The 24,958-nt window shown below is 68.2% G+C and carries 27 protein-coding genes; 12 read left to right on the top strand and 15 right to left on the bottom strand.

Going from position 1 to position 24,958, the window contains the following annotated elements; all coding sequences use genetic code 11:
* Positions 1–8 precede the first annotated feature (8 nt).
* Positions 9–2,657 (bottom strand): GNAT family N-acetyltransferase, encoded by a 2,649-nt coding sequence (locus ACIA12_RS34620; RefSeq protein ID WP_396371508.1) that lies wholly within the window; start codon positions 2,655–2,657, stop codon positions 9–11.
* A 100-nt stretch (positions 2,658–2,757) separates the two neighbouring features.
* Between ACIA12_RS34620 and ACIA12_RS34615 the strand changes: the two genes are divergently transcribed.
* Entirely contained in the window at positions 2,758–3,477 is a 720-nt protein-coding gene (locus ACIA12_RS34615) for a siderophore-interacting protein (RefSeq protein ID WP_396371507.1), read from the top strand.
* A gap of 35 nt (positions 3,478–3,512) precedes the next feature.
* Here the strand turns inward: ACIA12_RS34615 and ACIA12_RS34610 are convergent, their stop codons facing one another.
* Positions 3,513–4,130, bottom strand: coding sequence for a TMEM175 family protein (locus ACIA12_RS34610; protein WP_396371506.1), 618 nt, complete (start codon positions 4,128–4,130; stop codon positions 3,513–3,515).
* 85 nt (positions 4,131–4,215) lie between these two features.
* Between ACIA12_RS34610 and ACIA12_RS34605 the strand changes: the two genes are divergently transcribed.
* From ACIA12_RS34605 to ACIA12_RS34595, 3 genes are read left to right on the top strand one after another with little or no spacing between them, the layout of a single operon-like run.
* Entirely contained in the window at positions 4,216–5,526 is a 1,311-nt protein-coding gene (locus ACIA12_RS34605; protein WP_396371504.1) for a sensor histidine kinase, read from the top strand.
* Positions 5,523–6,149, top strand: a complete 627-nt coding sequence (locus tag ACIA12_RS34600; RefSeq protein ID WP_396371503.1) for a response regulator — start codon at positions 5,523–5,525, stop codon at positions 6,147–6,149. Before ACIA12_RS34605 ends, ACIA12_RS34600 begins: the two co-directional genes overlap by 4 nt.
* Positions 6,150–6,205: 56 nt before the next feature.
* Positions 6,206–6,511, top strand: a complete 306-nt coding sequence (locus ACIA12_RS34595; RefSeq protein ID WP_396371501.1) for a hypothetical protein — start codon at positions 6,206–6,208, stop codon at positions 6,509–6,511.
* A gap of 2 nt (positions 6,512–6,513) precedes the next feature.
* Here the strand turns inward: ACIA12_RS34595 and ACIA12_RS34590 are convergent, their stop codons facing one another.
* On the bottom strand, positions 6,514–6,936 hold the full coding sequence (locus ACIA12_RS34590) for a VOC family protein (RefSeq protein WP_396371500.1): 423 nt from the start codon (positions 6,934–6,936) through the stop codon (positions 6,514–6,516).
* A gap of 44 nt (positions 6,937–6,980) precedes the next feature.
* Here ACIA12_RS34590 and ACIA12_RS34585 point away from each other — a divergent pair, with 44 nt between their 5' ends.
* Positions 6,981–7,406, top strand: coding sequence for a MarR family winged helix-turn-helix transcriptional regulator (locus tag ACIA12_RS34585; protein ID WP_396371499.1), 426 nt, complete (start codon positions 6,981–6,983; stop codon positions 7,404–7,406).
* A gap of 103 nt (positions 7,407–7,509) precedes the next feature.
* Here the strand turns inward: ACIA12_RS34585 and ACIA12_RS34580 are convergent, their stop codons facing one another.
* Positions 7,510–8,565: an aldo/keto reductase gene (locus ACIA12_RS34580; RefSeq protein ID WP_396371498.1), complete on the bottom strand. Its 1,056-nt coding sequence runs from the start codon at positions 8,563–8,565 to the stop codon at positions 7,510–7,512.
* Between the two features lie 132 nt (positions 8,566–8,697).
* Here ACIA12_RS34580 and ACIA12_RS34575 point away from each other — a divergent pair, with 132 nt between their 5' ends.
* Genes ACIA12_RS34575 through ACIA12_RS34565 form a run of 3 tightly spaced genes read left to right on the top strand, consistent with a single transcriptional unit; the run spans position 8,698 to position 10,304 of the window.
* Positions 8,698–9,282 (top strand): DUF6529 family protein, encoded by a 585-nt coding sequence (locus ACIA12_RS34575; protein ID WP_396371497.1) that lies wholly within the window; start codon positions 8,698–8,700, stop codon positions 9,280–9,282.
* Between the two features lie 14 nt (positions 9,283–9,296).
* Entirely contained in the window at positions 9,297–9,746 is a 450-nt protein-coding gene (locus ACIA12_RS34570) for a Rieske (2Fe-2S) protein (protein ID WP_396371496.1), read from the top strand.
* Positions 9,747–9,755: 9 nt separating this feature from the next.
* The gene (locus tag ACIA12_RS34565) at positions 9,756–10,304 is read left to right on the top strand and encodes a hypothetical protein (protein ID WP_396371495.1); all 549 of its coding nucleotides are present in this window, start codon (positions 9,756–9,758) and stop codon (positions 10,302–10,304) included.
* On the opposite strand, the gene ACIA12_RS34560 is transcribed toward ACIA12_RS34565, so the two are convergent.
* Positions 10,267–10,869 carry a GNAT family N-acetyltransferase gene (locus ACIA12_RS34560; RefSeq protein WP_396371494.1) on the bottom strand — a complete coding sequence of 201 codons (603 nt, stop codon included), beginning with the start codon at positions 10,867–10,869 and terminating at the stop codon, positions 10,267–10,269. The two genes, ACIA12_RS34565 and ACIA12_RS34560, sit on opposite strands and share 38 nt — an antisense overlap.
* Before the next feature lie 68 nt (positions 10,870–10,937).
* On the opposite strand from ACIA12_RS34560, the gene ACIA12_RS34555 reads away from it, so the two are divergent.
* The 3 genes from ACIA12_RS34555 to ACIA12_RS34545 all read left to right on the top strand — a co-directional run bounded on the left by ACIA12_RS34555 (position 10,938) and on the right by ACIA12_RS34545 (position 13,005).
* Complete coding sequence (locus ACIA12_RS34555) at positions 10,938–11,984, top strand: aminotransferase class V-fold PLP-dependent enzyme (RefSeq protein ID WP_396371493.1); 1,047 nt, start codon at positions 10,938–10,940, stop codon at positions 11,982–11,984.
* Between the two features lie 22 nt (positions 11,985–12,006).
* The gene (locus ACIA12_RS34550) at positions 12,007–12,444 is read left to right on the top strand and encodes a MerR family transcriptional regulator (protein ID WP_396371492.1); all 438 of its coding nucleotides are present in this window, start codon (positions 12,007–12,009) and stop codon (positions 12,442–12,444) included.
* 66 nt (positions 12,445–12,510) lie between these two features.
* A complete protein-coding gene (locus ACIA12_RS34545; protein WP_396371491.1) occupies positions 12,511–13,005 on the top strand; it encodes an SRPBCC family protein in 495 nt (164 codons plus the stop codon).
* Here ACIA12_RS34545 and ACIA12_RS34540 read toward each other — a convergent pair.
* From ACIA12_RS34540 to alr, 8 genes are all read right to left on the bottom strand, one after another.
* Positions 13,002–14,219 carry a molybdopterin molybdotransferase MoeA gene (locus ACIA12_RS34540; protein ID WP_396371490.1) on the bottom strand — a complete coding sequence of 406 codons (1,218 nt, stop codon included), beginning with the start codon at positions 14,217–14,219 and terminating at the stop codon, positions 13,002–13,004. The genes ACIA12_RS34545 and ACIA12_RS34540 overlap by 4 nt on opposite strands.
* Positions 14,216–14,440, bottom strand: coding sequence for a formate dehydrogenase subunit delta (locus ACIA12_RS34535; RefSeq protein WP_396371489.1), 225 nt, complete (start codon positions 14,438–14,440; stop codon positions 14,216–14,218). The genes ACIA12_RS34540 and ACIA12_RS34535 overlap by 4 nt, the downstream gene beginning before the upstream one ends.
* Positions 14,437–17,250: a formate dehydrogenase subunit alpha gene (gene fdhF, locus ACIA12_RS34530; protein ID WP_396371487.1), complete on the bottom strand. Its 2,814-nt coding sequence runs from the start codon at positions 17,248–17,250 to the stop codon at positions 14,437–14,439. Before fdhF ends, ACIA12_RS34535 begins: the two co-directional genes overlap by 4 nt.
* Complete coding sequence (locus tag ACIA12_RS34525) at positions 17,247–18,842, bottom strand: formate dehydrogenase beta subunit (protein ID WP_396371486.1); 1,596 nt, start codon at positions 18,840–18,842, stop codon at positions 17,247–17,249. The genes fdhF and ACIA12_RS34525 overlap by 4 nt, the downstream gene beginning before the upstream one ends.
* Complete coding sequence (locus tag ACIA12_RS34520; RefSeq protein ID WP_396371485.1) at positions 18,839–19,276, bottom strand: NAD(P)H-dependent oxidoreductase subunit E; 438 nt, start codon at positions 19,274–19,276, stop codon at positions 18,839–18,841. The genes ACIA12_RS34525 and ACIA12_RS34520 overlap by 4 nt, the downstream gene beginning before the upstream one ends.
* A gap of 127 nt (positions 19,277–19,403) precedes the next feature.
* Positions 19,404–20,051, bottom strand: a complete 648-nt coding sequence (locus ACIA12_RS34515; protein ID WP_396371484.1) for a M15 family metallopeptidase — start codon at positions 20,049–20,051, stop codon at positions 19,404–19,406.
* The gene (locus ACIA12_RS34510) at positions 20,048–21,019 is read right to left on the bottom strand and encodes a D-alanine--D-alanine ligase (RefSeq protein ID WP_396371483.1); all 972 of its coding nucleotides are present in this window, start codon (positions 21,017–21,019) and stop codon (positions 20,048–20,050) included. Before ACIA12_RS34510 ends, ACIA12_RS34515 begins: the two co-directional genes overlap by 4 nt.
* Positions 21,016–22,143, bottom strand: coding sequence for an alanine racemase (gene alr / locus ACIA12_RS34505; protein WP_396371482.1), 1,128 nt, complete (start codon positions 22,141–22,143; stop codon positions 21,016–21,018). Before alr ends, ACIA12_RS34510 begins: the two co-directional genes overlap by 4 nt.
* 387 nt (positions 22,144–22,530) lie before the next feature.
* Between alr and ACIA12_RS34500 the strand changes: the two genes are divergently transcribed.
* Positions 22,531–23,001 (top strand): carboxymuconolactone decarboxylase family protein, encoded by a 471-nt coding sequence (locus ACIA12_RS34500; protein WP_396371481.1) that lies wholly within the window; start codon positions 22,531–22,533, stop codon positions 22,999–23,001.
* Between the two features lie 31 nt (positions 23,002–23,032).
* On the opposite strand, the gene ACIA12_RS34495 is transcribed toward ACIA12_RS34500, so the two are convergent.
* Positions 23,033–24,187 carry an ROK family protein gene (locus ACIA12_RS34495; RefSeq protein ID WP_396371480.1) on the bottom strand — a complete coding sequence of 385 codons (1,155 nt, stop codon included), beginning with the start codon at positions 24,185–24,187 and terminating at the stop codon, positions 23,033–23,035.
* 54 nt (positions 24,188–24,241) lie between these two features.
* Positions 24,242–24,946 (bottom strand): GAF and ANTAR domain-containing protein, encoded by a 705-nt coding sequence (locus ACIA12_RS34490; RefSeq protein WP_396371597.1) that lies wholly within the window; start codon positions 24,944–24,946, stop codon positions 24,242–24,244.
* Between the last annotated feature and the right edge of the window lie 12 nt (positions 24,947–24,958).

Here is a 24,958-nt window from a genome sequence, read left to right as displayed (position 1 = left end):
GCCGGCTGTCAGCCGCCGATGAAGGTTGCCCGGGTGAGGAAGGCCAGTTGGGCGGTTTTGGCGGTGCTGTCGTGCTGGGTGTAGGTGGCGATGGGGCCGAGGGTGAAGCCGGTACGGGTCATCCGGGTGATGGCCGGGGTATTGGTGGCGTCCGGGTCGGCGACGACTCGGGGGTGGCCGTGGTGGTGGAAGATGAAGGTGCCCAGGGCAACGAAGAGGTTGCCGGTGAAGCCGGGGCGGGCCTCGCCGGGGGCAATGAGGAAGTGCATGCCCAGGTCGCCGGGTTCGACCTCGTACGCCGTTCCGACCGGGTCGGCTTGCGGGTCGTAGGTGTGGAAGAGGGCGACCGGGGTGCCGTCCAGTTCCGCGAGGTAGGCGTGGTGGGTGGGGACGGAGTCGAGGAACTCGTACGTGGCAAGGATCTGCTCGCGGGTTTGGCCGGTCATACCCCAGAAGGCGGCGCGGTCGGCGGTGACCCACTCGTGCAGGAGGCCCAGGTCTCCGGCGGGTACGACTGGGCGGATCCGCACCAGGCCGAGACCTTCTACGTGGTGCTCGAAGGTTTGGTCCTCGGGGGTCAGATCGCCGTTGACGGGGGCCAGGTCGCCGCGCAGCCAGAGGGGAAGTTGGTCGTGGTGGTGGGCGTCGCCCAGTACGCCGGAAGCGCCGAGTGGGACGATCCACGCGCTGTTGTCGCGGTCGGCGACATCCCAGGCGTAGCGGGCGGCAGAGGCGCGGATGCAGACGTCGGTCAGACCGGGCAGACTCGACGTGGACATCACGCAGTGGTGGTCGCCGGACAGCGCGAACTCGTAGTGCTCTTCTCCGGCGGCGAAGACCGGTCCCCGCAGAGCATGCAGCGGAGCCAGCTGATGCGTCTCACCCCAAGGACCGCGCGGCTTGTGGTGGGCGACTTCTTCGAGGGCTTCGCGGGCCAGCCAGTTGACGTTGACGTCGGGGAGCTTGGCCGCGATCAGGCTCTCCAGTGCGAAGTAGGTGTGCGCGGTCGTCTCGAGATAGGGAGCGAAGATCTCGGGGACGTCCACGTCCTGATCGAGAACGGCGAGGGTGGGGTGCTCGGCGAGGCGGCGTACCAGGGCTTTGCGGAGGGCTGCGTAGCTGGAGGCCTCCGTGCTGGATGCCTCCATTCGCTTGTCCCAGGCGAGGAGACGCTCACGCAAAGTGGCTGCCTCGGACGACAGGTCCTCGTGGTCTCTGAGCAGACCGAGCAGCGAGTCTGCCGAGCCCAGGAAGGTGTCCCGATGGATCACCGGCATCGTCTCGACGGTCCAGTCGGTTCGCTCGTGGAGTAGCTGGGTGATTCTGTCGTAGCGGTGCGGGGCGGCGTAGTCGACGCCGAGCGGTTCGGCGAGGTGACGGGTGTTGGCCATCGCCACCGCGTCGTCGACCGTTGCCCGCGGCATCGACTCGTGCCAGCCGTGCCACTGGTGCTCGGCTTCCCAGGCCGGTACTACGCGCAGGCGGTTGTCCTCGTGCCGAATCGGGACGAGACCCGCCGTCCGGTGCAACAGGCCGCCTGCGGTGTCGGCTGCCATCACGACGTTGACCGGCTCGACCCAGCGGTCGACGGCCGTGTCGATGTCCGCGACGGTGGTTGCCTTGAGCAACTTGGGCAGGACCTCGAAGCCGATCCGGTGGGTGACTCGGGGTGGGTAGCGCAGGCTGATCGCCTGCGACTCGTCCGGGCCGCCGATGATGACCGGGCCGCGGGCTGTCTCGATCAGCTCGATCTCGATCGGGTCGGCGCCGGCGACCTCGACCAGCTCGGTGTGCCGGGTGGCCGGCCGCCACCCGTCGGGGCCGAGCGCCTCGATGCCAGTGCTGCCGTCCGTGCTGTCGCCGGTGCGGCCGGCCGTGCTGTCGCGCGGGTTGGTGCGGCGGAGCTGTTCGGAGTACAGGTCCTGGTAGTCGGACATCGCGTTGGTGATCGCCCAGGCGACGCCGCCGGTGTGGCCGAAGTGGGCGAGGCCGGGGATGCCGGGGACCGCGAGGCCGATGACGTCGTACTCGGGGCAGGCAAGGCCGATCTGCTGGTAGACGCCGGGGCTCTCGATGTAGCGATGGGGATCGCCGGCGATGATCGGCGTACCGGCTGCTGTCCGGTGGCCGGGGATCAGCCAGCCGTTGCTGCCGGCGGTGTCGGGGCCTTCGGCATTGAAGAGGTCGAGGTAGTCGTCGCCGAGGTGGCCGGCGACGTGCTCGCGCCAGAGCTTGGTGGGGAAACCGGCGAACAGGATGTGGATCCCCATCCAGATGGCGAGCGGCGCCCACGGCTCCCACTTCTGCGGGGTGAGGCCGGTCTCGGCGAACTCAGGTGCGCGCAGGGCGGCGCCGGGCAGGCTGTGGTTGACGCCGTCGACGTACGCCGAGACCCATTCGCGAGTGTCTTCGTCGAGGTTCTCCCAGCAGCGCTGGGCGGTGTCGGCGAGGCGGGCCTGGCGGGCGAAGGTGTCCCAGCTGAGCGCTTCGGGGCCGAGGAAGGCGGCACTGGTGCCCAGCGCGCGGCGGTGTTCGAGCTCGATCTGCCAAGCCCGGTCGGTCGCGGCGTTGCGGCCCTGGAGGTAGGCGAGTGCAAGCGGGTCGCCGGCTCTCAAGTGCGGTACACCCCAGGTGTCCCGGTCGACCTTGGCGTTCACTCGTCATCCTCGCGTTAGTTAGGTTAGGCTGCGCTAACTTACAAGTCAGGTTCTTGGGCTGCAACCGCCTATTCTGGCTCGATCGGAAGGGACGTGTGTCGTGGGGCATGGCTGGGAGGGTGTCGTCCTCAAGCTGTTCCGGGGCAAGGACTTCGTGTTCACCGTGACGGGTGCCGAGCAGGTCACCGAGCGCTATCGCCGGGTGCACTTCACCGATGGCGGGCTGCTCGGAGTGGCCGGGGTGCACCCGACGATGTGGGTGCGGTTGTGGTTCCAGCACGCGGGCAAGCCGCATCAGCGGGCGTACACGCTGGTCGATCCTGATGTCGAAGCCGGGACGTTCAGCCTGGAGTTCGCGCTGCACGAGGGCATTGCGAGCGACTGGTCGTTGACGGCGAAGGCCGGCGACACGATCGAGGCGACGCTGCAGGGGACGGACTTCGTCGTACCGGATCCGCTGCCGCCGCGGATGCTGGTGATCGGCGACCCGGCCTCGCTGCCGGCCATCAACTCGCTGCTCGCGGTGGCGCCGAAGCTGCCGGCGACGATCTTCTTCGAGACGACGCACGCCTCCGACGCCGAGCTGCCGTTGCGGATCGATCCTTCACATCACGAGTTGCGGACCGTGCCGCGCAAGGGTGACCAGTTGGTGGCCGAGGTGAAGGCGAGTCTGCCGGGGTTGATCGACGATCCGGCCAGCACCTTCGTCTGGGTCGCCTGCGACACGAAGACGACGCGCACGCTGACGTCGTACCTGCTGAAGGAACTGTCCCTCCCGAAGGACCGCGTCAAAGCACTCGGGTACTGGCGCGCGGCGTAACCGGCAGTCGGCTGGTGGTCCTCGCTTCGGGTGAGTCAGCCGCGGGTGCGGATCTGTTCGAAGCCGTAGTACACGGCGAGCAGGAACAGGACGAGCAGGGTCACGGGGGCTGAGATGAAGGACAGGCCGATCGCGGCCGCGTAGAGAAGTGTGCCGACGGAGTAGCGGAGCACGGAGCTGCGTTGTTCGGCGGCCGTCATCTCGTGGTCGACGAGGTGGTTGCGCAGGGCGTACCACCAGATCGCGCTGAAGAAGATCGCGGCCAGGGTGAGGTTGGTGCTGTACACGGCGGCCGCGACGTGCGCGTTGCTGTCATCGTCCTGCAGGAACTCGGCGAAGAGGTTGGTCGGGAACGGCAGCAGGGCGGCCCAGAGCAGCAGTCCGAGGTTGAGGAACATCAGCCCGCGGTCGGCGCGCTTGATCTGGCGGAACATCGAGTGGTGGTTGATCCACATGATGCCGAGGATCGCGAAGCTGGTCAGGTAGGCCCCGAACTGCGGCCACTCGTCGACCAGCGCGGGCCACAGGCGTTCGCCCGGCTCCAGTTCGGGGATGTGCAGTTCGAGGACGAGCAGGGTGATGGCGATGGCGAAGATGCCGTCGCTGAAGGCCTCGATCCGGTTGGTCTCGGCGAGGTCGGGCTGTGCGTTCACGCGGCGAGTCTGACACCTGGGCGGCGCTGGTACTAGGACTTTTGTCGGGCTGCCGGAACGGTGGAGGCGCGCATACGATCCCAGGATGGTCGATGAGCGTGCGCCGGTGTCCACGGTCGGCTTGCTGGTGCGCTTCACTGCGGCCGGGGTGATTGTGCTGCTGTCGCTGGCCGCGTTGATCGCGTACGTCGCGCGCGAGGCTGGTACCGAGCAGGCGAGTGAGTCGGCGCGGGAGGTGACCTATGTGACCGCGCGCGGTGTTGTGGAGCCACGGCTGGACGCCAGCGTGGTCGCTGGGCAAGCGGCAGCGCTGCAGGCCTTTGACGCTGCCATGCGCCGGTACGTACTGCAGGGCTCACTGGTCCGGGTGAAGCTGTGGAGCGCCGGCGGGAAGATCGTGTACTCCGACGAGCGGCGCCTGATCGGCCAGACGTTCCCGCTCGACCCGGACGAGACCGAGGCGCTCCGCATCCAGGGGAGCAGCGAGTCCGAGGTCAGCGACCTCAGCCGGCCGGAGAACCAGTTCGAGATCCCGTACCAGAAACTGCTCGAGGTGTACGTCGGGGTGCGCGGCCCGGGTGGCGAACCGATGCTCTTCGAGGCCTACTTCCAGTACCAAGCGGTCACCCAGGCCGGTCAGGCGGCATGGAAGCGGTTCGCGCCGCCGTCGTTGGGTGCACTGCTCTTGCTGGAGCTGGTGCAGATCCCGTTCGCCTGGTCCCTCGCCCGGCGGGTGCAGCGGCAGCAGCGCGACCGGGAGCGACTCCTGCAGCATGCGGTGGACGCCTCCGACGCAGAGCGACGGCGGATCGCTGGAGAGCTCCACGACGGGGTAGTGCAAGAGCTGACCGGCTTGAACTACGCATTGGATGCCATGCGGCTGGGCAAGCCGACAGAGGGCCAGCGGGCGGACCTGATCGCCGACAGCGCGACCAGGCTGAGGGGCAGTATCGGCTCGCTGCGCACCCTGCTCGTCGACATCTACCCGCCCAACCTGGCCGAGGAACGGCTCGCGTCCGCACTAGCTGAGCTAGCGGCGGGCCTGGAGCGCAATGGGGTCGCAGTACGGCTTGAGACCGAAGGGGCGGAGGACCTGCCGCCGGCTGTGGCAGCGCTGCTGTTCCGGGCGGCGCAGGAGATCATACGGAACGTTGCCGCTCACAGTGGTGCTCAGGAGGTGCTCATCCAGGCCGGTCGCGCAAGTGGCAAGGCAACTCTCGTGGTTGACGACAACGGGCGTGGGTTCGACGAGACCAGGCTGGATGAGCGCAGTAGCGACGGGCACCTTGGGCTGCGGTCGATCGGCGACCTGCTGGCTGAGTCTGATGGCATGCTGACCGTACGGGCCGCGCCAGGCCAGGGGACGCGAGTGGAAGTCGAGGTGCCGGTCAGATGATTCGGGTACTCATCGTCGATGACCACGCGATCGTACGGACCGGGCTGGCGCAGTTGCTCGGTACTACCGACGACCTGGAGCTCGCGGGCGCTACCGGCGACGGTGACGAGGCGGTGGCGCTGGCGGCGGAGTTGAAGCCGGACGTCGTACTGATGGACCTGTCGATGCCGGGGACTGACGGAGTCACTGCTACTGCGCGCATCGTGGCGCAGGACCCGGCCGCGCACGTGCTAGTGCTGACCTCCTTCAGCGATCAGGCACGGATTCTCGATGCGCTGCAGGCCGGCGCGGAGGGGTATCTGCTGAAGCACAGCGAGCCCGAGGTGATCCTGGCCGGCATTCGCGAGGTGGTTGCGGGTGGTTCGCCGCTGGACCCGAAGGCTGCGCGTGTACTGCTGACCAACCGGCGCAGTCCCGGGCCGGAGTTCAAGCTGACCGGGCGGGAACAGGAGGTGCTCGACATGGTCGCCGACGGCTTGCCGAACAAGCTCATCGCCCGCCGGATGGGCATCAGCGAGCGCACGGTCAAGGCGCACCTCACCAACATCTACCAGCGGCTGGGAGTCACCGACCGTACTCAGGCCGCGCTGTGGGTGCAGCGCCAGCGTCGGGCGGAGCAGTAGGTACTAGTACCAAGGTCCGATGGTCTGGAGCCGACTACTGGGTTCACCATCGAGATATGGACCGCCCGATAGTGCTGCAGACCCAGCGGCCGGACACGGAGTCCGCACGGTCGACCCGCTACCTCGCGTGGGTCGGTACTGCCCTGCTCGGCCTCATCGCAGCAGCCGGCTTGGTCGCCGGTACTACGGCAGTCTGGTCAGCCTTCGACCCCGGCACACCGGGCCAGTCGCCCGCGCCCCTCTGGTTCCCGCCACCTGCCACCGTCCACCCCAAGCCAGCAGCCGTAACCGCCACCCCGGACGACGACCACGGCGGCCGGAAAGGCAAGCACTCGGAGGACTCCTCCAAAGGCCACAAGTGAGTTCAGTAGGACTGCAGTTCCAGCAGGTTGCCTTCTGGGTCGCGGAGGTGGGCGGTGCGGAGGTTCGGTCCCCACTGCGGCCGGTCCTGCGCCTCGGCGACCACTGTGCCGCCGTACTGGGTGAAGACCTTCACCGCGGCGTCGACCTCGTCCACCTTGAAGACGAGCATCGACCGGTCCTGCGCCTGTACTTCGGCAGCCAGCTCAGTCGTGCCCACCGTGCCGGCGATCATCGCGCGGCCGAAGAGCACCAGGACTGCCTGGCCGTCGAGATCCCAGTTCGCGTAGCTCGCCTCGGGCACCACCTTGACCGGCTGCACGCCGAACAGGTCAGTGAGGACACCGCGGTAGAACTCCACGGCGGCAGGGAAATCGCGGACCAGCAGTCGCGGGTAGAGCGCATCCATCGTCGACTCTCCGAACATTAGTGGGTGAGTACCAACTATTGGTCGAAGCCTACAATAGGACGATGGAGACGCTGCTGGGAACGACCACCTTCGTGCTGCACAAGGTGGCGGTGGCGAGCCGCCGGGCGATCGCCGACCGGCTGGGTGAGAAGCCCGGGCTGACGCTGTGGCAGTTCGCCGCGCTGGCGGAGGTCGACGAGCGCGGGCCGGTCGCGCAGAACGTGGTGGCGGCGGCGCTGGGGATGGACCCGAGCGACATGGTCCGGCTGATGGACGAGCTGATCGACCGGCGGCTGGTGGCGCGGGATCGCGATCCGGCCGATCGCCGGCGCTATCGGGTGACACTGACCGCCGGTGGGCGCAAGACGCTGGCGGCTGGGCGGAGCGTAGTACGAGAGGTCGAAAAGGCAACGCTGGCCCCGTTGACACCGGCCGAACGGGCAACACTGCGCGACCTCGCGGTGAAGATCCACCGGCGAGACGACTGACCTCCGCCAGACTGCCGTTCGTCGTCGCCCCTCGCCGCCCCACCCAAATTGCATGGGAGGGACGACGGGCGGGGAGGTGGGGCAAGCGGGGCGGGGGCTGGGGTTAGGCGGCGGAGCGGTCGGGGGCGGGGCGGCGGCGGAGGGCGGGGTTGGTCAGGGCGGGGGATTGCCAGAGGCCGTCGGACTGGTAGTGGTGGAGGTCGGTGCCGGGTGGGACGATCTCGTCGATGCGGTCCAGGGTGGCGTCGTCGAGGGTGAGGTCGGCGCCCTTCAGCAGGCCGGTCAGCTGGTCCATCGTGCGCGGGCCGATGATCACCGACGTCACCGCCGGGTGCGACGTGACGAACGCCAGTGCCAGCTCGGGCAGCGTCCGGCCGAGCGAGTCGGCAAGCTCGGCCAGTTGCTCGACCGCGTCGAACTTCGACGCATTGGCCGGCAGCGAAGGGTCGAAGCGATGCGGCGTCAGCGCTGCCCGTCCCGATGCCAGATCCACCGGCTGGTTCTTGCGCACCTTGCCGGACAGGAAGCCGGAGGCGAGCGGGCTCCACGTCAGTACGCCCATGTTCAACCGCTGCGCCGTCGGCAGGATCGACCGCTCGATGCCGCGGGTGACGAGCGAGTACGGCGGCTGCTCGGTCCGGAACTTGCCGTACCCGCGTCGCTCGGACACGTGATACGCGTCGACGAGATCCTCGGCCGGGAACGTCGAGCAGCCGAAGGCGCGGATCTTGCCGGCCCTGACCAGGTCGGTCAGCACCGACAAGGTCTCCTCGATGTCCGTCGCCGGATCCGGCCGATGCACCTGGTACAGATCGATCCAGTCGGTGCGCAGCCGTCGCAGACTCTGCTCGACCTCGAACGTGATCCAGCGCCGCGAGTTGCCGCCGCGGTTGGGGCCGTCACCCATCGGGAAGTGCACCTTGGTGGCCAGTACGACGTCCTCGCGGCGCCCCTTCAGCGCCTTGCCGACGATCTCCTCCGACTCACCGCTGGAGTACATATCGGCGGTGTCGACGAAGTTGATGCCCTGGTCGAGGGCGGTGTGCAGGATCCGGGCGCAGTCGGCGTGGTCGGGGTTGCCGACCGAGCCGAACATCATCGTGCCGAGGCAGTGCGCGCTCACCTCGATACCGGTCCCGCCAAGTGTGCGGTAGCGCATGTCCAACTCCTAGGTTCAGGTGGTCTAGCGCAGAACCTAGGAGCTAGAGCCTTCTCTAGGTCAAGCCACCGCCCGTTGAACCGGTTTGCGAACAGCCACGTATAGACCGCAGACGAGCCAGCTGGAGGGGACATGAGTACGGACGTGGTTGCGCCGCCGGACAAGCGGCCGATAGGGCGGGGAACCGTTGTATTGCTGGGGTTTGCCGTCGTCGGCGCGCTGGTCGCGGTCTCTCTGGGGTTCTACGGAAAGACGCATACGCCGACCGGCAGGCCGTTGGCGTTGATCGTGGGGTTCACGAATCTCACGCCGATGAAGGCCTGGTTGGCCACAGCGGCCGTCGTACTGGCTGTCTTCCAGGTGGTGTCGGCAATGTGGATGTATGGGCGGCTGCCGGTCAAGCGCAAGGCACCGGCGGTGCTGTCGCAGCTGCATCGGTGGAGCGGCGCGGTGGCGTTCGTTGCGACGTTGCCGGTCGCGTACCACTGCTTGTGGAGCCTCGGGTTCAGCACGTTCGACACCAGGACGGCTCTGCATTCGCTGTTCGGCTGCGCCTTCTACGGCGCGTTCACCACCAAGATGCTCGCCTTGCGGGCAAACAAGATGCCGAGCTGGGCACTGCCGATCTCGGGCGGGCTGCTGTTCGCCCTGCTGATCGGGGCCTGGGCCAGCGCGGCTCTTTGGTACTTCACTCAATCCGGCGTCCCACTGCGTTGACAGGAGACAAGAAGATGATCGAACGCAGGGCGGTACTGATCGCGGGAGGCGTCGCGACCACCGCAGTACTCACTGGTTGCGTCGTGCAACAAGCTCCTCCGCAGACCGCGGGAAAGCCTTCTACTGCAGGGCAGCCGGCACCAGTCTCACAGGGGACGACTGGGGCCGCGCCTGAGCCGGCGGCGTTGGCCAAGGTGGCCGACATCCCGGCCGGTGGCGGTGTGATCCTCAAGGAGCAGAGTCTTGTACTGACGAAGGACGCGAGCGGCAAGGTCTGCGCGTTCTCGGCGATCTGCACGCATCAGGGCTGTGTGGTGACCGAGGTCGGCGACGGCACGATCAACTGCCCGTGCCATGGCAGCAAGTTCGACGCCAGTACGGGCGAACGGGTCGCCGGACCGGCCAAGTCCCCGCTGCCGGCGGTCGCCGTCGAGCAGCGCGACGGCGCGATCTTCCAGGCGTAGGGGTCCATCATGTTGAAGAGTCTGCCGACGATGGTGTGGGTGATCGGCGCGACCGTCGCGGTGGCGGCCCTCAGCCCCGCCGTCGGCAACGTCGCCACCACCGCTCCTGCCATCGCCCCACCGCCATCAGCACCCGCCGTCGCCGCGAGTAAACCGCCAAAAGCCTTTCCAGCAAAGCCTGTTGAAGAACCAGTGGTGATCAAGGCCGGTACTACGAAACTCGGCCAGGTCGCGGTGGACGCAGAGGGCTTCACCGTCTACATGTCCATCCTGGACAGCAGGAATCCGCCGAAGTCGGTCTGCAGAAGCAAGGCTTGCCTCGCTGCCTGGAAACCCGTCTACGTCAAGAAGGCCGGGGTCGTCGCCGGGGCGGGCGTGAGTCAGGCCAAGGTCGGCAGCCTGGCCCGGCCGGACAAAGGCGTCCAGGCAACCCTCAACGGCTGGCCGCTGTACCGCTTCGCCAAGGATCGGAAGCCCGGCGACGTCCTCGGCGAAGGTCTCAAGGGCACCTGGCATGTCCTCAGCCCGGCAGGCGTCCGGCTCGGTGTTCTTCGCTGAGCAGGTCGAACGTCAGCAGGTCCTCGTAGCTGCCGTCCCGGCGCCGGTCCGCCGCGCGCCGGACCCCGGTCTGCGTGAACCCATTGCTCTGGGCAACTTTGATGGACGCCAGGTTCCCCCGGGCGGCGACAAGCTCCAGCCGGCGCCGCCCGAGCCCGCCTTGGTCTACCGGCAGGAACGCCTGCTCGATCACCCGCCCGACGGCGGCGGTCACCAGGCCGCGGCCTCGGGCGGCGGGATGGGCGCAGTATCCGAGCTCACCGCTGTCCCCGCTCAGCAGTCCAGCGACACTGACATCGCCGAGCAGCTCGTCGCTGGCCGGATCGGCGATCACCCAGGTGACCCGGTCTCCACTGGCCAGCCCTTCGTGCCGGCTGGCGATGTACCGCTCGGCCTCCGGCCGACCGAACGGCTGCGGGATCTTCGAGAGCCACTGCAGCGAGAGCTCGTCGTTGCTGACCTCGATCGTGCGCTCCACATCGCTGTCCCGGTACGCCCGCAGCCGAAACCGGTCGGTCTCGATCACCGGCACGTTCCACGGAGGAACACCATGTGGAAACTCCATCGGGCATCAGCTCCGTCGGGCGCACACTGGGACTGGCAAACAGAGTACGAGGTAGGGGAGCGCATCGGATGACGGTTATTGACTCGGGCTTGTGGGATCCGCGGCCGGGATGGTTGAACACCGCCTCGTACGGGTTGCCGCCACGGCCTGCGTGGGAGGCATTGCAGGCTGTGTTGCATGACTGGCAGGTGGGAGCGACCAGTTGGGAGCCGTGGGACGAGTCGACTACGCGGGCCCGGGCGTCGTTTGCGCGGCTTGTCGGCGCTGAGGTGGCTGATGTGTTCGTGGGGAGCACGGTGTCGGCGGCGGTGGCGCCGATCGCGGCTGGGTTGCCGGACGGATCTCGGGTGCTGGTCGACGACGTCGAGTTCACCTCGAATGTCTATCCGTGGATGGTGCACGCGGATCGGGGCGTCGAGGTGGTGGCGGCTGGTACGGACAAGTTCGTCGAGGCGATCCAGCCGGGGATCGATCTGGTGGCGGTCAGCGCTGTCCAGTCGGCCACTGGGACGGTGCTTGATCTGGCGGCAGTGGTTGCCGCATGCAAGGAGATCGATGCGTTGCTGGTGATCGACGCGAGCCAGGCGCTCGGGTGGCTGCCCCTGACGGTCGCGGGCGTTGATGCGCTGATTGCCCATACGTACAAGTGGTTGATGTCTCCGCGTGGCGCGACTCTCGGGTATCTGTCGCCGCGGTTGCAGGAGCGCTGCCGCCCGTTGCAGGCAGGCTGGTACGCCGGTCGCAACGTCGGCGGCTCGTACTACGGGCCGCAGATGGAACTCGCGCCGGATGCTCGCCGGTTCGACCAGTCGCCGGCCTGGTTCAGCTTCGTCGGGGCCGCGCCGGCGCTGGAGTTGATCGAGCAGATCGGCGTCGAGACGATCCACGCGCACAATCTCGCGCTGGCCAACGAATTCCGGGCCGGGATCGGGCTGCCGCCGGGCGACTCGGCGATCGTCAGCGCGTCGATCCCGGGTGCCGAGGAGGCGTTCGCGGCGGCCGGCGTACGGGCGGCGGTTCGGGGTGGCAACCTGCGCGCGTCGTTCCATGTCTACTCGACGCAAGCCGACGTACAGCTCGCCCTGGAGGCGCTTAAAGGATTGGTGAAGACCTAGAGCTGACTCTAGGGTGGTGGGCATGACGGACGGAATGAGCATCGGGCAGGTTTCCGAGCGCACCGGGCTGAGCGTGCACGCGCTGCGCTTCTACGAGCGGGAAGGCATCCTCGCCGAGCCGGTACGCCGGGAAGGCAACGGCCGGCGGGTGTACTCCGAGGACGACGTCGACTGGCTGGACATGTGCATCAAGTTCCGCTCGTCGGGGATGCCGCTCGACACCATCCGCCGGTACACCGACCTGGTCCGCCAGGGCACCGGCAACGAGGCGGATCGGCTCGCCCTGCTCAAGAGCCACCAGGAGGCCGTCGCGGCCCAGATCGAGGAACTCACCGAGTGCCTGCGGGTGATCACCTACAAGGTCGACATCTACACCGAGCACCTCGATCAAGGCACCGCCGACAGCCTCTGGGTCTCGCCTTCCCACCAGCCCCAGGACCAGGCGGACCAGGCAGTCTGACCTGCCTTTGGTCTGCAGAAAGCGGCGAAATGTCGAGGGTGGGACTTCCGGGCCGACGTCGCTGGCATGGATGACTACGGAGTGACCGGTGCGACGGTTGAGGTTCAGGTGTTGGTGGGGCTGCGGGTCGCGGAGGTGTGGCGCGCGATCACCGATGTGGCGGGGTACGGGCGGTGGAGTCCGGAGTGCGTCTACGGCGCCTGGGTGGATGGTGCTGACGGACCGGCGGTGGGGGCGTGGTTCGAGGCGCGGAACGAGTTTGCGGACGGGTTCAAGACCGAGGTGCAGTGCCGGGTGACGGTGGCGGAGGAGCCTGCGCGGTTCGGGTGGGATGTGTTCGGTGGGGAGGCTCTGCCGTTCGCGCATTGGGAGTACGAGTTGGTGGCGCGCGGTGAGGAGACGCTGATCCGGCAGTGGTTCACCCATGGGCCGGGCGACAGCGGGATGCGTCGGGGTGTGCTGGCCGACGCTGCTCGGGCGGAGGAGACGAAGCAGGGGCGCCTCGACGAGCTCGGGCGGAACATGGAGCTGACGATCGCTGCGATGGTGAAGTGCCTCTAGACGCCCCAAGGACGGATGCCCGGGTCCATCGGCAGCAGTCGAGCGGCGATGGCTTCCGCTGGTCCCGGGTCGACCACAGCAAACGCATCCGCCGCCGCAGCTCCCCGCAACATCGCCGACCCACCATGCCCAACCGGTACTACGCCCTGCGGGCCCAACCGCACCGGTACCAGCCGAGTGCTCGTGGGGTGGCAATCCACCCCACCAACCACAGCAGCCACCGCCAACCGGTCCAACTGCTCCCCCCGCAGCCCCCGAATCACCGCAACCCCAAGCGTGAGAAACGCAGTCAACGCCGCCAACGGATTCCCCGGCAACCCCACCACCACCCGCCCATCCCCAAACCGGGCCAACGCCTGTGGGTGCCCCGGCCGGCAAGCAACGCCGTCGATCACCAGGTCAGCGCCCAAGCTCGCCAATGCACCTCGCAGGTGGTCGGCCGGTCCGGAGGCGGATGAGCCCGACACGAGAATCAGCTCGGCCTCAGCTCCCGCAAGAGCCGTCACCAACGCATCCCTCGAGTCTTTTAAATGCAGTACTTGGTGGGGCTTTGCGCCGGCTCGGGTGATGAGGGTGGGGAGCATGGGGCCGATGGCGTCTCGGACTCGGCCGGGGGTGGAGGTGCCGCGGTGGACTAGTTCGTCGCCGGTGATCAGGGCTAGGACTCGGGGTTTGGGGATTACTGAGAGGCGGTCGAGGCCTAGGGTGGCGGCTAGGCCTAGGGCTTGGGGGGTTACCAGGGCACCGGCGGGGAGCAGGAGTTCGCCGGGGGTGCACTCTTCGCCTGCTCGGCGGATGTGGCGGCCGGCGTCGGCTTGGCCCTCGACCTTGTCGTCCGAGCGGGCTGCGTGCTCGTACGGCAGTACTGCGGTGGTACCGGCGGGAACAGCAGCGCCTGTGACGATGGAGTAGGCCTGGCCGTCGGCTAGCGGCGCAGCGAGTGCAGAGCCCGCCAGGAGAGTTCCGACGACGGTCCACGGGCCAGGCCCGCGTACGGCGTACCCGTCCATGGCGGCGCGGTCTACCGGCGGTACCAGGGCAGGCGAGACCAGCGGCGTGGCGAGGACGCAGCCGACCGCGTCGGCCAGCGGGAGGCTGCGTGGTAGGAGTGGAGTGGCCGTCGCATGCGCCAGCTCCCGGGCGGTGTCCCACGACAGTGCCGCCGCGGCATGACGTCTGACGACCGCCGCCACCTCGCCTTCGACCTGCGTCACTTCAATGTCGCCCGGACCTGGTTGGCCGCCAGCACGGCCACGGGATCGAGGTCGTCGGCGCCCGCATCAACATAGTCGACCAGTGCCCGTTTCATCCGCGGATCCCAGACCGCCTTGATGTGATTTGCGACTGCCGTCGCCGCATCGGCCGGCGGCCTGTGCTCGAACTGCCGCGCGATCTCGTTGGCCAGCCGAGCCGACGGCGGAAACGCCCCACTCATCGAGCCGGCACCGCCTCACGCACGGCACCAGACGCAGCAGACTCCACCAGCAGATCCACCTGCACGGCAGTGACCTTGTACTCCGGACAGTTGGTGGCCCAGTCCGAGTTGTCGGTCGTGATCACGTTCGCCCCGGTCACCGGGTGATGGAACGTCGTGTAGCAAACCCCGACCGGCATCCGCTCCGACAACTTCGCCCGCAGCTGCGTCCGCCCGACCCGGCTGGACAGCGCGACCATCGACCCGTCCTCGATCCCACGGACCTCCGCATCGTGCGGATGCAGTTCGAGAATGTCCTCCCGGTGCCAGGCGACGTTCGCCGTCCGCCGCGTCTGCGCCCCCACGTTGTACTGCGACAGGATCCGCCCCGTCGTCAGGATCAACGGGTACTTCCGCGTCGACCGCTCCGTCGTCGGCACGTAGACGGTCTCCATGAACCGCCCCTTACCCCGGGTGAACTCGTCCGCATGCATGATCGGCGTCCCGTTCGGCGCCTCCAGATTGCACGGCCACTGCACCGACCCGACCTTGTCCAGGTGGTCGAAGGACACCCCCGCGAAGGTCGGGGTCGTCAGCGCGATCTCGTCCATGATCTGCGACGACGACTCGTACTGCATCGGATACCCCATCGCCTGCGAGATCTCGCAGATGATCTGCCACTCGTGCTTCCCGGTCTGCGGCGCCATCACCGGCCGGACCCGGTTGATCCGCCGCTCCGCGTTCGTGAACGTCCCGTCCTTCTCCAGGAACGACGTCCCCGGCAGCAGCACATGCGCCCACTTCGCCGTCTCGTTCTCGAACAGGTCCTGTACGACGACCAGCTCCATCGCCCCGAGCGCCGCGAACACGTGCGCCGTGTTCGGGTCCGATTGCGCGATGTCCTCACCCTGCACGAACAACGCCCGGAACGACCCGTCGATCGCCGAGTCGAACATGTTGGGGATCCGCAGCCCGGGTTCGTCGAGCAGCGGCGTACCCCACAGCTTCTCGTAGATGTCCCGCACATCGTCGTCCGACACATGCCGATACCCCGGCAGCTCATGCGGGAACGACCCCATGTCGCATGACCCCTGCACGTTGTTCTGCCCACGCAGCGGATTCACCCCGACACCCGGCCGGCCGATGTTGCCGGTCGCCATCGCCAGGTTCGCCATCCCCATCACGGTCGTCGAACCCTGGCTGTGCTCGGTCACCCCGAGCCCGTAGTAGATCGCGCCGTTGCCGCCGGTCGCATAGAGCCGCGCGGCCTCCCGGATCTCAGCCGCCGGTACGCCGGTGATCTCAGCGACCGCCTCGGGGCTGTGCTCAGGCCCTGCGATGAACGTCGCCCACTGCTCGAAGTCCTCGCACCGCTCGGCGACGAACTCCTCGTCGACCAGTCCCTCCGTCACGATCACGTGCGAGAACGCGTTGACCACGGCAACGTTCGTGCCCGGCGCCAGCGACAGGTGATGAGCGGCTTCGATGTGCGGCGACCGCACCAGATCCGTCTTGCGCGGATCGACCACGATCAGCTTCGCGCCCTGCCGCAGCCGCTTCTTCATCCGCGACCCGAACACCGGGTGCGCGTCGGTCGGATTGGCGCCGATCACCAGGATGACGTCGGCATCGTCCACCGAGCTGAAGTCCTGGGTGCCGGCCGACTCGCCGAACGTCTGCTTCAGTCCGTACCCCGTGGGCGAGTGGCAGACCCGCGCGCAGGTGTCGACGTTGTTGTTGCCGAAGACGGCCCGCACCATCTTCTGGACGACGTACACCTCTTCGTTCGTGGTCCGCGACGACGTGATCGCGCCGATCGAGCCCTGGCCGTGCTCAGCCTGGATCTCGCGCAGCCGCCGGGCCGTGAACCCGATCGCCTCGTCCCAGGAGACCTTCCGCCAGGGATCGGTGATCGCGTCCCGGACCATCGGCTCCATCACCCGGTCGGGGTGGCTGGCGTACCCGAAGGCGAACCGGCCCTTGACGCACGAGTGGCCCTCGTTCGCGCCGCCGTCCTTGTACGGCACCATCCGGACCAGCTCGTCGCCGCGCAGCTCGGCCTTGAACGAGCAGCCGACGCCGCAGTACGCGCAGGTCGTCACGACGGACCGGGTCGGCATGCCGAGCTCGATGACTGACTTCTCCTGCAGAGTTGCCGTCGGGCACGCCTGCACGCATGCGCCACACGAGACGCAGTCGGACTCCATGAAGGAGACGCCCGCGCCCGCGGCGACCTTGGAGTCGAAGCCGCGGCCTTCGATCGTGAGGGCGATCGTGCCCTGCACCTCGTCACACGCCCGCACGCAGCGCGAGCACGCGATGCACTTGGAGGCGTCGAAATCGAAGTACGGGTTGGAGGTGTCGGTCGGGGCGTCCAAGTGGTTGGCGCCGGCGTCCACACCAGAGCCGTACCGTACTTCGCGGAGCCCGGTGACCCCGGCCATGTCCTGCAACTCGCAGTCGCCGTTGGCCGAGCAGGTCAGGCAGTCCAGCGGGTGATCGGAGATGTAGAGCTCCATCACGCCCCGGCGCAGCTTGCCCAGCTTCTCGTTCTGGGTGCGCACGACCATGCCGGGGGCGACGGGCGTAGTGCAGGAGGCCGGGGTGCCGCGGGCGCCGTCGATCTCGACGATGCAGAGCCGGCAGGATCCGAACGCTTCCAGGTTGTCGGTGGCGCAGAGTTTGGGGATGTCGAGGCCGGCCTGCTTGGCGGCGCGCATCACCGACGTACCGGGTGGAACGGTGACGCTCACTCCGTCGATGGTCAGCTCGACGGTCGCCTCGCCTTTGCGCGCCGGCGTACCGAAGTCTGGTTCCTTGAGCAGCGTCATGCGTTGAAATCCTCTCCGAAGTGGCGGACCGCGCTGCGGACGGGCAGCGGGGTGAGGCCGCCCATCGCGCAGAGCGAGCCATCGGTCATCAGGTCGCACAGGTCGTCGAGCAGGACGAGGTTCTTCTTGCGGTCCTCGCCGCGGCGGATCCGGTCGATCGTCTCGACCCCGCGGACCGCGCCGACCCGGCACGGCGTGCATTTGCCGCACGACTCCTCCGCGCAGAACTCGAAGGCGAACCGGGCCATCGCGGACATGTCGACGGTCTCGTCGAAGACGACGATGCCGCCGTGCCCGACCATCGCGCCGGCCGCCGCGAAGGACTCGTAGTCCATCGGCAGATCGAACTGCTCGACCGGCAGGTAAGCCCCCAGTGGCCCACCCACCTGTACCGCTCGTACCGGCCGCTGTGACGCGGTACCGCCGCCGAGGTCGTTGACCAGCTCGCCGAGGGTGATGCCGAACGCGGTCTCGACAATGCCGCCGCGGGCGACGTTGCCGCCGAGCTGGAACACGTTGGTACCGAGTGAACGGCCCATCCCGAAGCCTGCGTAGGTGGCGGCGCCGTTGGCCAGGATGGTCGGGATCGTTGCCAGCGACAACACGTTGTTGACGACGGTCGGGCGGCCGAAAAGTCCTTCCAGGGCGGGGATCGGCGGCTTCGCCCGGACCATGCCGCGCTTGCCTTCGAGGCTTTCCAGCATCGAGGTCTCTTCGCCGCAGATGTAGGCGCCGGCGCCAACCCTTATGTGTAAGTCGAAGTTCAAGTCTGAGCCGAAGATGTTCTGCCCGAGCCAGCCGCGCTCGCGGGCGACGCGGATCGCCGCATCGAGCGCCTCGACGGCGTCCGGGTACTCCGAGCGCAGGTAGACGTAGCCTTCGGTGGCGCCGACGGCGTACGCGGCGATCGTCATGCCCTCGATCAGGGTGAACGGGTCCCCCTCGATCAGCATCCGGTCGGCGAAGGTGCCCGAGTCGCCCTCATCGGCGTTGCAGCAGACGAACTTGAGATCGGACTCCGCGCCGAGCACGGTCCGCCACTTGATCCCGGTCGGAAACCCCGCGCCACCACGCCCACGCAAACCACTCGCCACGACTTCCTCGACCACCTCAGCCGGCGTCAGCGCAAGTGCAGCCCGAAGCCCCTTGTTCCCTTGGTGTTCCGCATGGTCATCACCCGACCGCGGATCGATCACCCCAACCCGAGCAAACGTCAACCGCTGCTGCCGCCGCATCCACGGCAACTCCTCAACCAGCCCAAGGTACGAACCTCCGCCACCGAGCTCCGCCCCGCCACCGAGCTCCGCCCCGCTACCAAGCTCTGCGCTGCCGTCAGGCTGCGCCGTGCCGCCGTCCAGCAGGCCGCCCGCGACGAGGCCATCGACGTCCTCCGGAGCGACCGGTCCGTACCCGACCCGGCCTTCGGGTGTCTCCACCTCGACGAGCGGCTCCAGCCACAGCATTCCACGCGACCCGTTGCGGACGATCTCGATGTCCCGCCCGCTGGCCTGGGCGGCCGCGGCGATTCGCTCGGCCACCTCGTCGGCGCCGACGGATCTGGCGGCCGCGTCGCGGGGTACGAAGATCTTCATCGGACCTCCCCGAGCAGCGCGTCCAGCCGGGCCGGCGTGACCCGGCCGTGCAACTTGTCGCCGACCTGCACCGCCGGTCCGAGCGCGCAGTTGCCGAGGCAGAACACCTCGTCGACGGTCAGCTTCCCGTCGTACGTCGTCTCCCCGAACCCGACCCCGGTACGCCGCTTCGCATGCGCCGCAAGCTCCTCCGCCCCGACCGACCGGCATGCCTCCGCCTGGCAGATCCGCAGCGTCGTCCGCCCGGCCGGCTCGCGCCGGAAGTCGCGGTAGAAGGTGACGACACCATGCACCTCGGCGACCGAGAAGTTGAGGACATCCGCGATCACGGGCACATCGAGCTGATCGACGTACCCGAGCTCTTCGGAGACCGCATGCAGGATCGGTATCAGCGCACCCCGCAGACCGCGCAGCTCCGTGGCGATCTCACGCACACGATCAGCACGCCCAGGGATCGGGACAGGGGGCGGGGACGTGACTTCAGCCGTCATACTCCGACTGTCCCCGGCGGTTACCCCGGGGTCAAAGCAAACCTACCTATGACGCGATAGGCCCCAACTATCAACTATTGCTGGCTTCCAGCGCCGTTGCCTCATCGTACTTCGCGGGTCCGTAAATGGCGTGGTCGCGCTCTTCGACGAAGGCCCAGTAGCGGTCGCCGTAGGACCAGTGCCACCACTCGGTGGGGTAGTTCACCAGGCCTGCCGAGGTGAGCACATCGGCCAGCAGAGTGCGGTTGGTGCGCGCCTCGCGGCTGATGTTGGTAGCGGCGAAGAAGCAGGCGCCGTCGCTCTGCTCGGGGGTCGCGTCGATCGGCGTACCGAGGTCGAACGGCCCGTGTTCGCCGACCAGCGTCAGGTCGACAGCAGCGCCGGCAACATGCGGCGCGACCTCGACCGGCGACACGAACCGGCTCGCGAGGATGTGCGCCTCATCGTCCGAGATGCCCGGGTTGAGGACCTTCAGCTCGGCCTTGTACCCGTCATAGATCTCCCGCTGACTCTCGATCGCCCGCAACCCCTCGACCACATGCAGCCGAACGCCCGTCGGCAGAAAGCTGTCGGCGACCGCAAGCTTGTCCGCCACGCTCTCCCGAACGAACTGCCGCCCCTGCGCGGAGATCCCACGACTGAAGAGATCGACCAGCGGCTCACCACTGTCGATCGCAGGGATCCGGGTGATCCGCTCGTCGCTCAGTAGAACAGTCACGCGGTCTTCTTCGCGGCGGCGGTGCGGATGAGGTTGTCGACGACCTGGGCGTACGTCAGCCCGGCGGCGGCCCACATCCGCGGGAACTGCGACATGGCGGTGAAGCCTGGGAAGGTGTTGATCTCGTTGACCAGCGGCTTGCCGTCGGCCGGGACGAAGAAGTCGACCCGGGCCAGTCCCTGGCAGCCGAGCGCGTCGAAGACCTCCAGCGCCGTACGCCGGAGCTGCTCGGTCAACTCGGGATCCGTCGGCGCCGGTACGACGAACTTGGTCGCGCCGCTGTCGTACTTGGCGGCCGCATTGAAGAACGGCTGGTCGGGGTCGGCGTGGATCTCCAGCGCCGGCGCGACGTCCACCCGGCCGTCCGGGAACTCCATCACCGACAGGTCGATCTCGCGGCCGTTGACCTCCTGCTCGACCAGCACATGCGGATCCAGCTCGGCCGCCACGGCCAGGGCCGCCTCGAGCGTCTGCAGGTCGGTGGCCCGGGTGACCCCGAAGCTCGAGCCGCCGCTGCCCGGCTTGACGAAGACCGGGAACTCGATGTCGGCGGCCTTCAACCGCTGGACGACTGCCTCTGCGTCCTTGAGGTCAGCGCCGCGCACGGTGATGCCCGGGGTGACGGGGATGCCCTGCGCGCGCAGGATGCCCTTGGTCAGGTGCTTGTCGAGTCCGACGGCGCTCGCGGCCACGCCGCTGCCGACGTACCGGACGTGCAGCTGGTCCAGGAAGCCCTGGATGACGCCGTCCTCGCCGCCCTCGCCGTGCAGCGCCGGGATCACCACGTCGCAGTCCTGCAGTAGCGCGATCGCCTCGGCTTGGCCGTCCTGCCAGTAGCCCTCGGGATCGAGGACCAGCCGGACGACCTCGTGGCCGGACTGCTCCGCGGCCTCGGCGATGCCACGCCCGCTCGCGAGGGACACCTCGTGCTCCGGGCTGGCTCCGCCACTGATCACGACTACCTTCACCGCTGGGCTCCCTCGACGTAACGACGCGGGACCCGGTTGCCGAGCCCGCAGTAGATTTCATGTGGAATGGTTCCGGCCCACCGGGCCCAGTCGTCGGCCGTCGGCTCGCCGGAGTCACCGTTGCCGAAGACGATCACCGGCGTACCGGGCTCGAGCGGGAGATCGCCCGCGTCGATCACGAACTGGTCCATCGTGACCCGGCCGATGATCGGCATCAGGACGCCCCGGACGAGCACACTGGCCCGGCCGCCGGTGTTGCGCGGGATGCCGTCGGCGTACCCGACCGGGACCAGCGCGACCGTGGTGTCACGCTCAGCGATGAAGTCGTGCCCGTACGAGACGCCCTCGCCGGCCCGGATCCGGCGGACCTGGATGACCTTGGTGACGAACTGCATCGGCTGGCGCAGGCCCGCGTCGACCTCGTCGATGCCGAACACGCCGGCGCCGATCCGGACCATGTTGCAGTCCGGGGCGTCCAGGGTGAGCGCGCCGGACGAGTTGGCCAGGTGCACGTACTCGGGGTCGAGGCCGGCCCGGCGGGCCAGGGTGACGCCGGTGCGGAGGAGTTGGTGCTGCTTCTTGCTGTGTGACCCGTCCAGCTCGTCGCCGTGGGACAGGTGCGACCAGATGCCGCGGACCTTGAGCGCGCCGAGCGACTCGTAGTGGGCAGCCGCGCGAGTCAGCTCGATCCACTGGTCGGGGGCGCTGCCGCCGCGGTGCATACCGGTATCGAGCTTGAGGTGCACGTTGTGCACGTTCGGCGTCGAGGCGATCTGCTGGAGCTCGGCGACGGTCGAGACGCTCAGGTCGATGTCGGTGAGCAGCACGAGTTCGGAGGCGTCGTACAGCCAGATCATGATCGGCTCGGTGATCCCGGCGGCCCGCAACTGGAGGGCCTCGTCGGCGCGGGCGACGCCGAGCCAGCTGGCGCCGGCCTCGATCGCGGCGGTGGCGACCTGGACCGCGCCGTGGTTGAAGGCGTCGGCCTTGACGATCGCCATCACCTCGGTGCCCGGCCGGATCCGCTTGGCCAGCGTCTTCACGTTGTCCCGGACGGCCGACAGGTCGATGACCGTCTCGGCCAGGCCCACGCAGGGGCGGGCCGGGGCTGGGGCCAGGTTCATATCCGTCATTGTTGTGTCCGGCAACGAGCCGGCGCATCCGTTCGGGGGTGGATGTTCAGCGTGGCGAGCATACGACCGTGGTACGACACGACCATGGTTCGGCTCGTCCTTTCGCGCGGAGTTTTACCTACTCTTGTCGGACGCCGCCGCGACCCTTCCGGTTCGCACCCGGCGAGGACGGTCGCTCTGGGTAACCGATTCGGCACACAGTGGAGCCGCGGGCGGCCGCAGGGTGCTGATGACATCGAATCAGTAGAAGCCGTACTACGGCTGTCCACCAAATTGTCTCAACTCGTGGATGACCTAGCTCACACTCCGCGGAGGTCACAGTCCGCCCGGGTGCCGTGTCGTAAGGGGTGTAGACGAAAACACGACAGAGGAGCCCTCATGGACGCCCGTTTGAACCTCTTTGGCCAGCCCGCCGCTGACAAGCTCGTGAAGCACCTGGTCGGCGCCAGCCGTACCGTCGCGCCGGCTCTGCCCTACACGACGCTGGAACTGGTCAACCTGCGCGCCAGCCAGATCAATGGCTGCGCCTTCTGCACCGACATGCACATCAAGGACGCGGTCCACGCCGGGGAGTCGCAGCAGCGGCTCAACATGGTCGCGGCGTGGCGGGAGGCGACCTGCTTCACCGAGGCCGAGCGCGCCGCGCTCGAGCTGGCCGAGGAAGGCACCCGGATCGCGGATGCCTCGGGTGGCGTGAGCGACGAGGTCTGGGAGAACGCGGCCAAGCACTACGACGAGGAGCAGCTCTTCGCCCTGGTCGCGCAGATCGCGCTCATCAACACCTTCAACCGCCTCAATGTCATCACCAAGCAGCCCGCCGGCGACTACGTGGCCGGTCAGTTCCACTGAGCACTGGTGGCCTCCCGCCACCAGTGCTGGGCTACCTACCGAGGACGAAGGTCTGGATGGCGATGACTGCGGCGCCGCGGGCCCATTGGGTGAAGGACGGGTCCTGCAGGACGATCGGCGGCGGGACTGCGGCCGGGTGACGGTCTTGCTGGAGGCCGGCCTGCAGCTCGTCCTGGGCCACCGCGGCGAGCTGGACGCCCTCGCCGCCGAGCATCACGGCCTCGGGCATGGTGAAGTTGCTCGCGGCCGCGATCAGGCGGCCCAGGGCGTGGCCCGCCGCACCGACCACGCGGCGGGCCTCGGGATCGCCGTTCTTGGCCAGGTCGAGGCATTCGTCGTACCGGACCGGGCGGCCGAGCGCGCTGCTGATCTGGCCGGTGATCGCGTCGGTGGTGAGCATCGCGCTGGCGCAGCCGTGGTGGCCGCGGTCGCAGAGCGGGCCGTTTGGATCCAGCGGATAGTGGCCGATCAGACCCAGCCCGGCCTCGGTGGTGTGGACCAGTTTGTCGTGCACGACCAGCCCGTAGCCGATCCCGGCGCCGATGGTGAGCAGACAGAACCGGCTGATCCCGCGGCCGGCGCCGAACCAGTGGATCGCCTCGGTCACCGCGGTGACATCGTTCGAGACGACGACCTGTACGTCGGTCCGCTCGGCGAGGAGTTGCTGGAAGCTCACGTCCTCCCAGTCCAGGAAGTCGCCGTGAATCACGTCTCCCGAACCGGCGACATGCCCGCCGACGCTGACCCCGATGCCGGTGATCCCGGTCCGGTCCTCGCTCAGCGAACGCGCCAGGTCGACCACCAGGTCGGCGACTTCCTCGGGTGAGTGGCTGGGCAGCGGCCGTTCCTCGCTCGCGATCACCTCGGCCCGGAGCGTGGTCAACACCCCGAGCGCGGTGTCCGAGGTCAGCTTCACCCCGACGAAGTGATGCGACGTCGGCACGATGTCCAACGGCTGCGAAGGCCGCCCGACCCTCGGATCCGCGGGTCCACCCGGTACTTCGACCAGCAGCCCCGACTCCAGCATCGGCTTGGTCAGCCGGGTCAGGCTGCCCGCCGACAGTTCCACCCGCCTCGCGAGCTCAGCCCGCGACAGGGGTCCGTCCAGCAGGATCTCCAGCGCAAGCCGGTGGGACGGCCCACTCAACGGCCGCCAGCTCCCCGCTCCCGCCGAGATCCCTCCCACGCCACCAGACCTTACCGTCGGAGCATGCCCGTGCACGGTGCTCCGCGCACCGGGTCAGTGCGGAAGTTTTCGGGTGTCGATGAGTTGCTGGGCGACGTCGCGGAGTTTGGTGTTGGTGTCTTGGGAGTAGCGCTTGAGGATGGCGAAGGCCCGGTCGTCGTCGAGGTCGAAGCGTTCCATCAGGATGCCCATCGCCTGACCGACGAGTTTGCGGGCGTCGACGGCCTGGGCCATGGTCTCTTCGTGCCGGGCCGACGCGACAGCGACCGAGGCGTGCCGAGCGAGGATGTGGGCGATGGCCTCGTCGTCCTCGGAGAAGGCATCCGGCTCAGCGGAGTACAGGCCGAGTACGCCGACGGTGGCGCGCTGCGAGTCGCCGGTAGAGAGCGGGACGTCAAGCACGCTCCGCACGCCGAGGCCCGCCACCTTCGTCGCCCACTCCGGCCAGCGCTGGTCCTGGGTGGTGTCGCGGATCAGTATCGTCACCCGGTCCCGCAGAGTGGTGATGAGCGGGCCTTTGCCGGAGTTGATCTGCAGGCGGTACACGTCGGAGACGACCGGGTCGGTCACTGCCGCGACCTCCGGTTGGGAGCCACGCGCGGCGAGCGTGACGCCGGCGTACATGCAGTTCAGCGCCTGCAGTGCGAACTGGACGACGGCATCCACCGTCTCCTCGACGCCAGGTGCATCGTGTAGTTCGATGGCCAGCCGCGCGAAGGCGTCCGCAGACGTCGGCGCAGCAACCTCGAAGTCGGCCATCAGGGCTCCAGA

Origin of the sequence: Kribbella sp. NPDC051620 (assembly GCF_044453825.1) — a bacterium.
In the GTDB taxonomy this organism is placed as follows: domain Bacteria; phylum Actinomycetota; class Actinomycetes; order Propionibacteriales; family Kribbellaceae; genus Kribbella.
The sequence above is the reverse complement of the archived record's forward strand: the minus strand, read 5'-3'. Positions and strand labels throughout refer to the sequence as shown.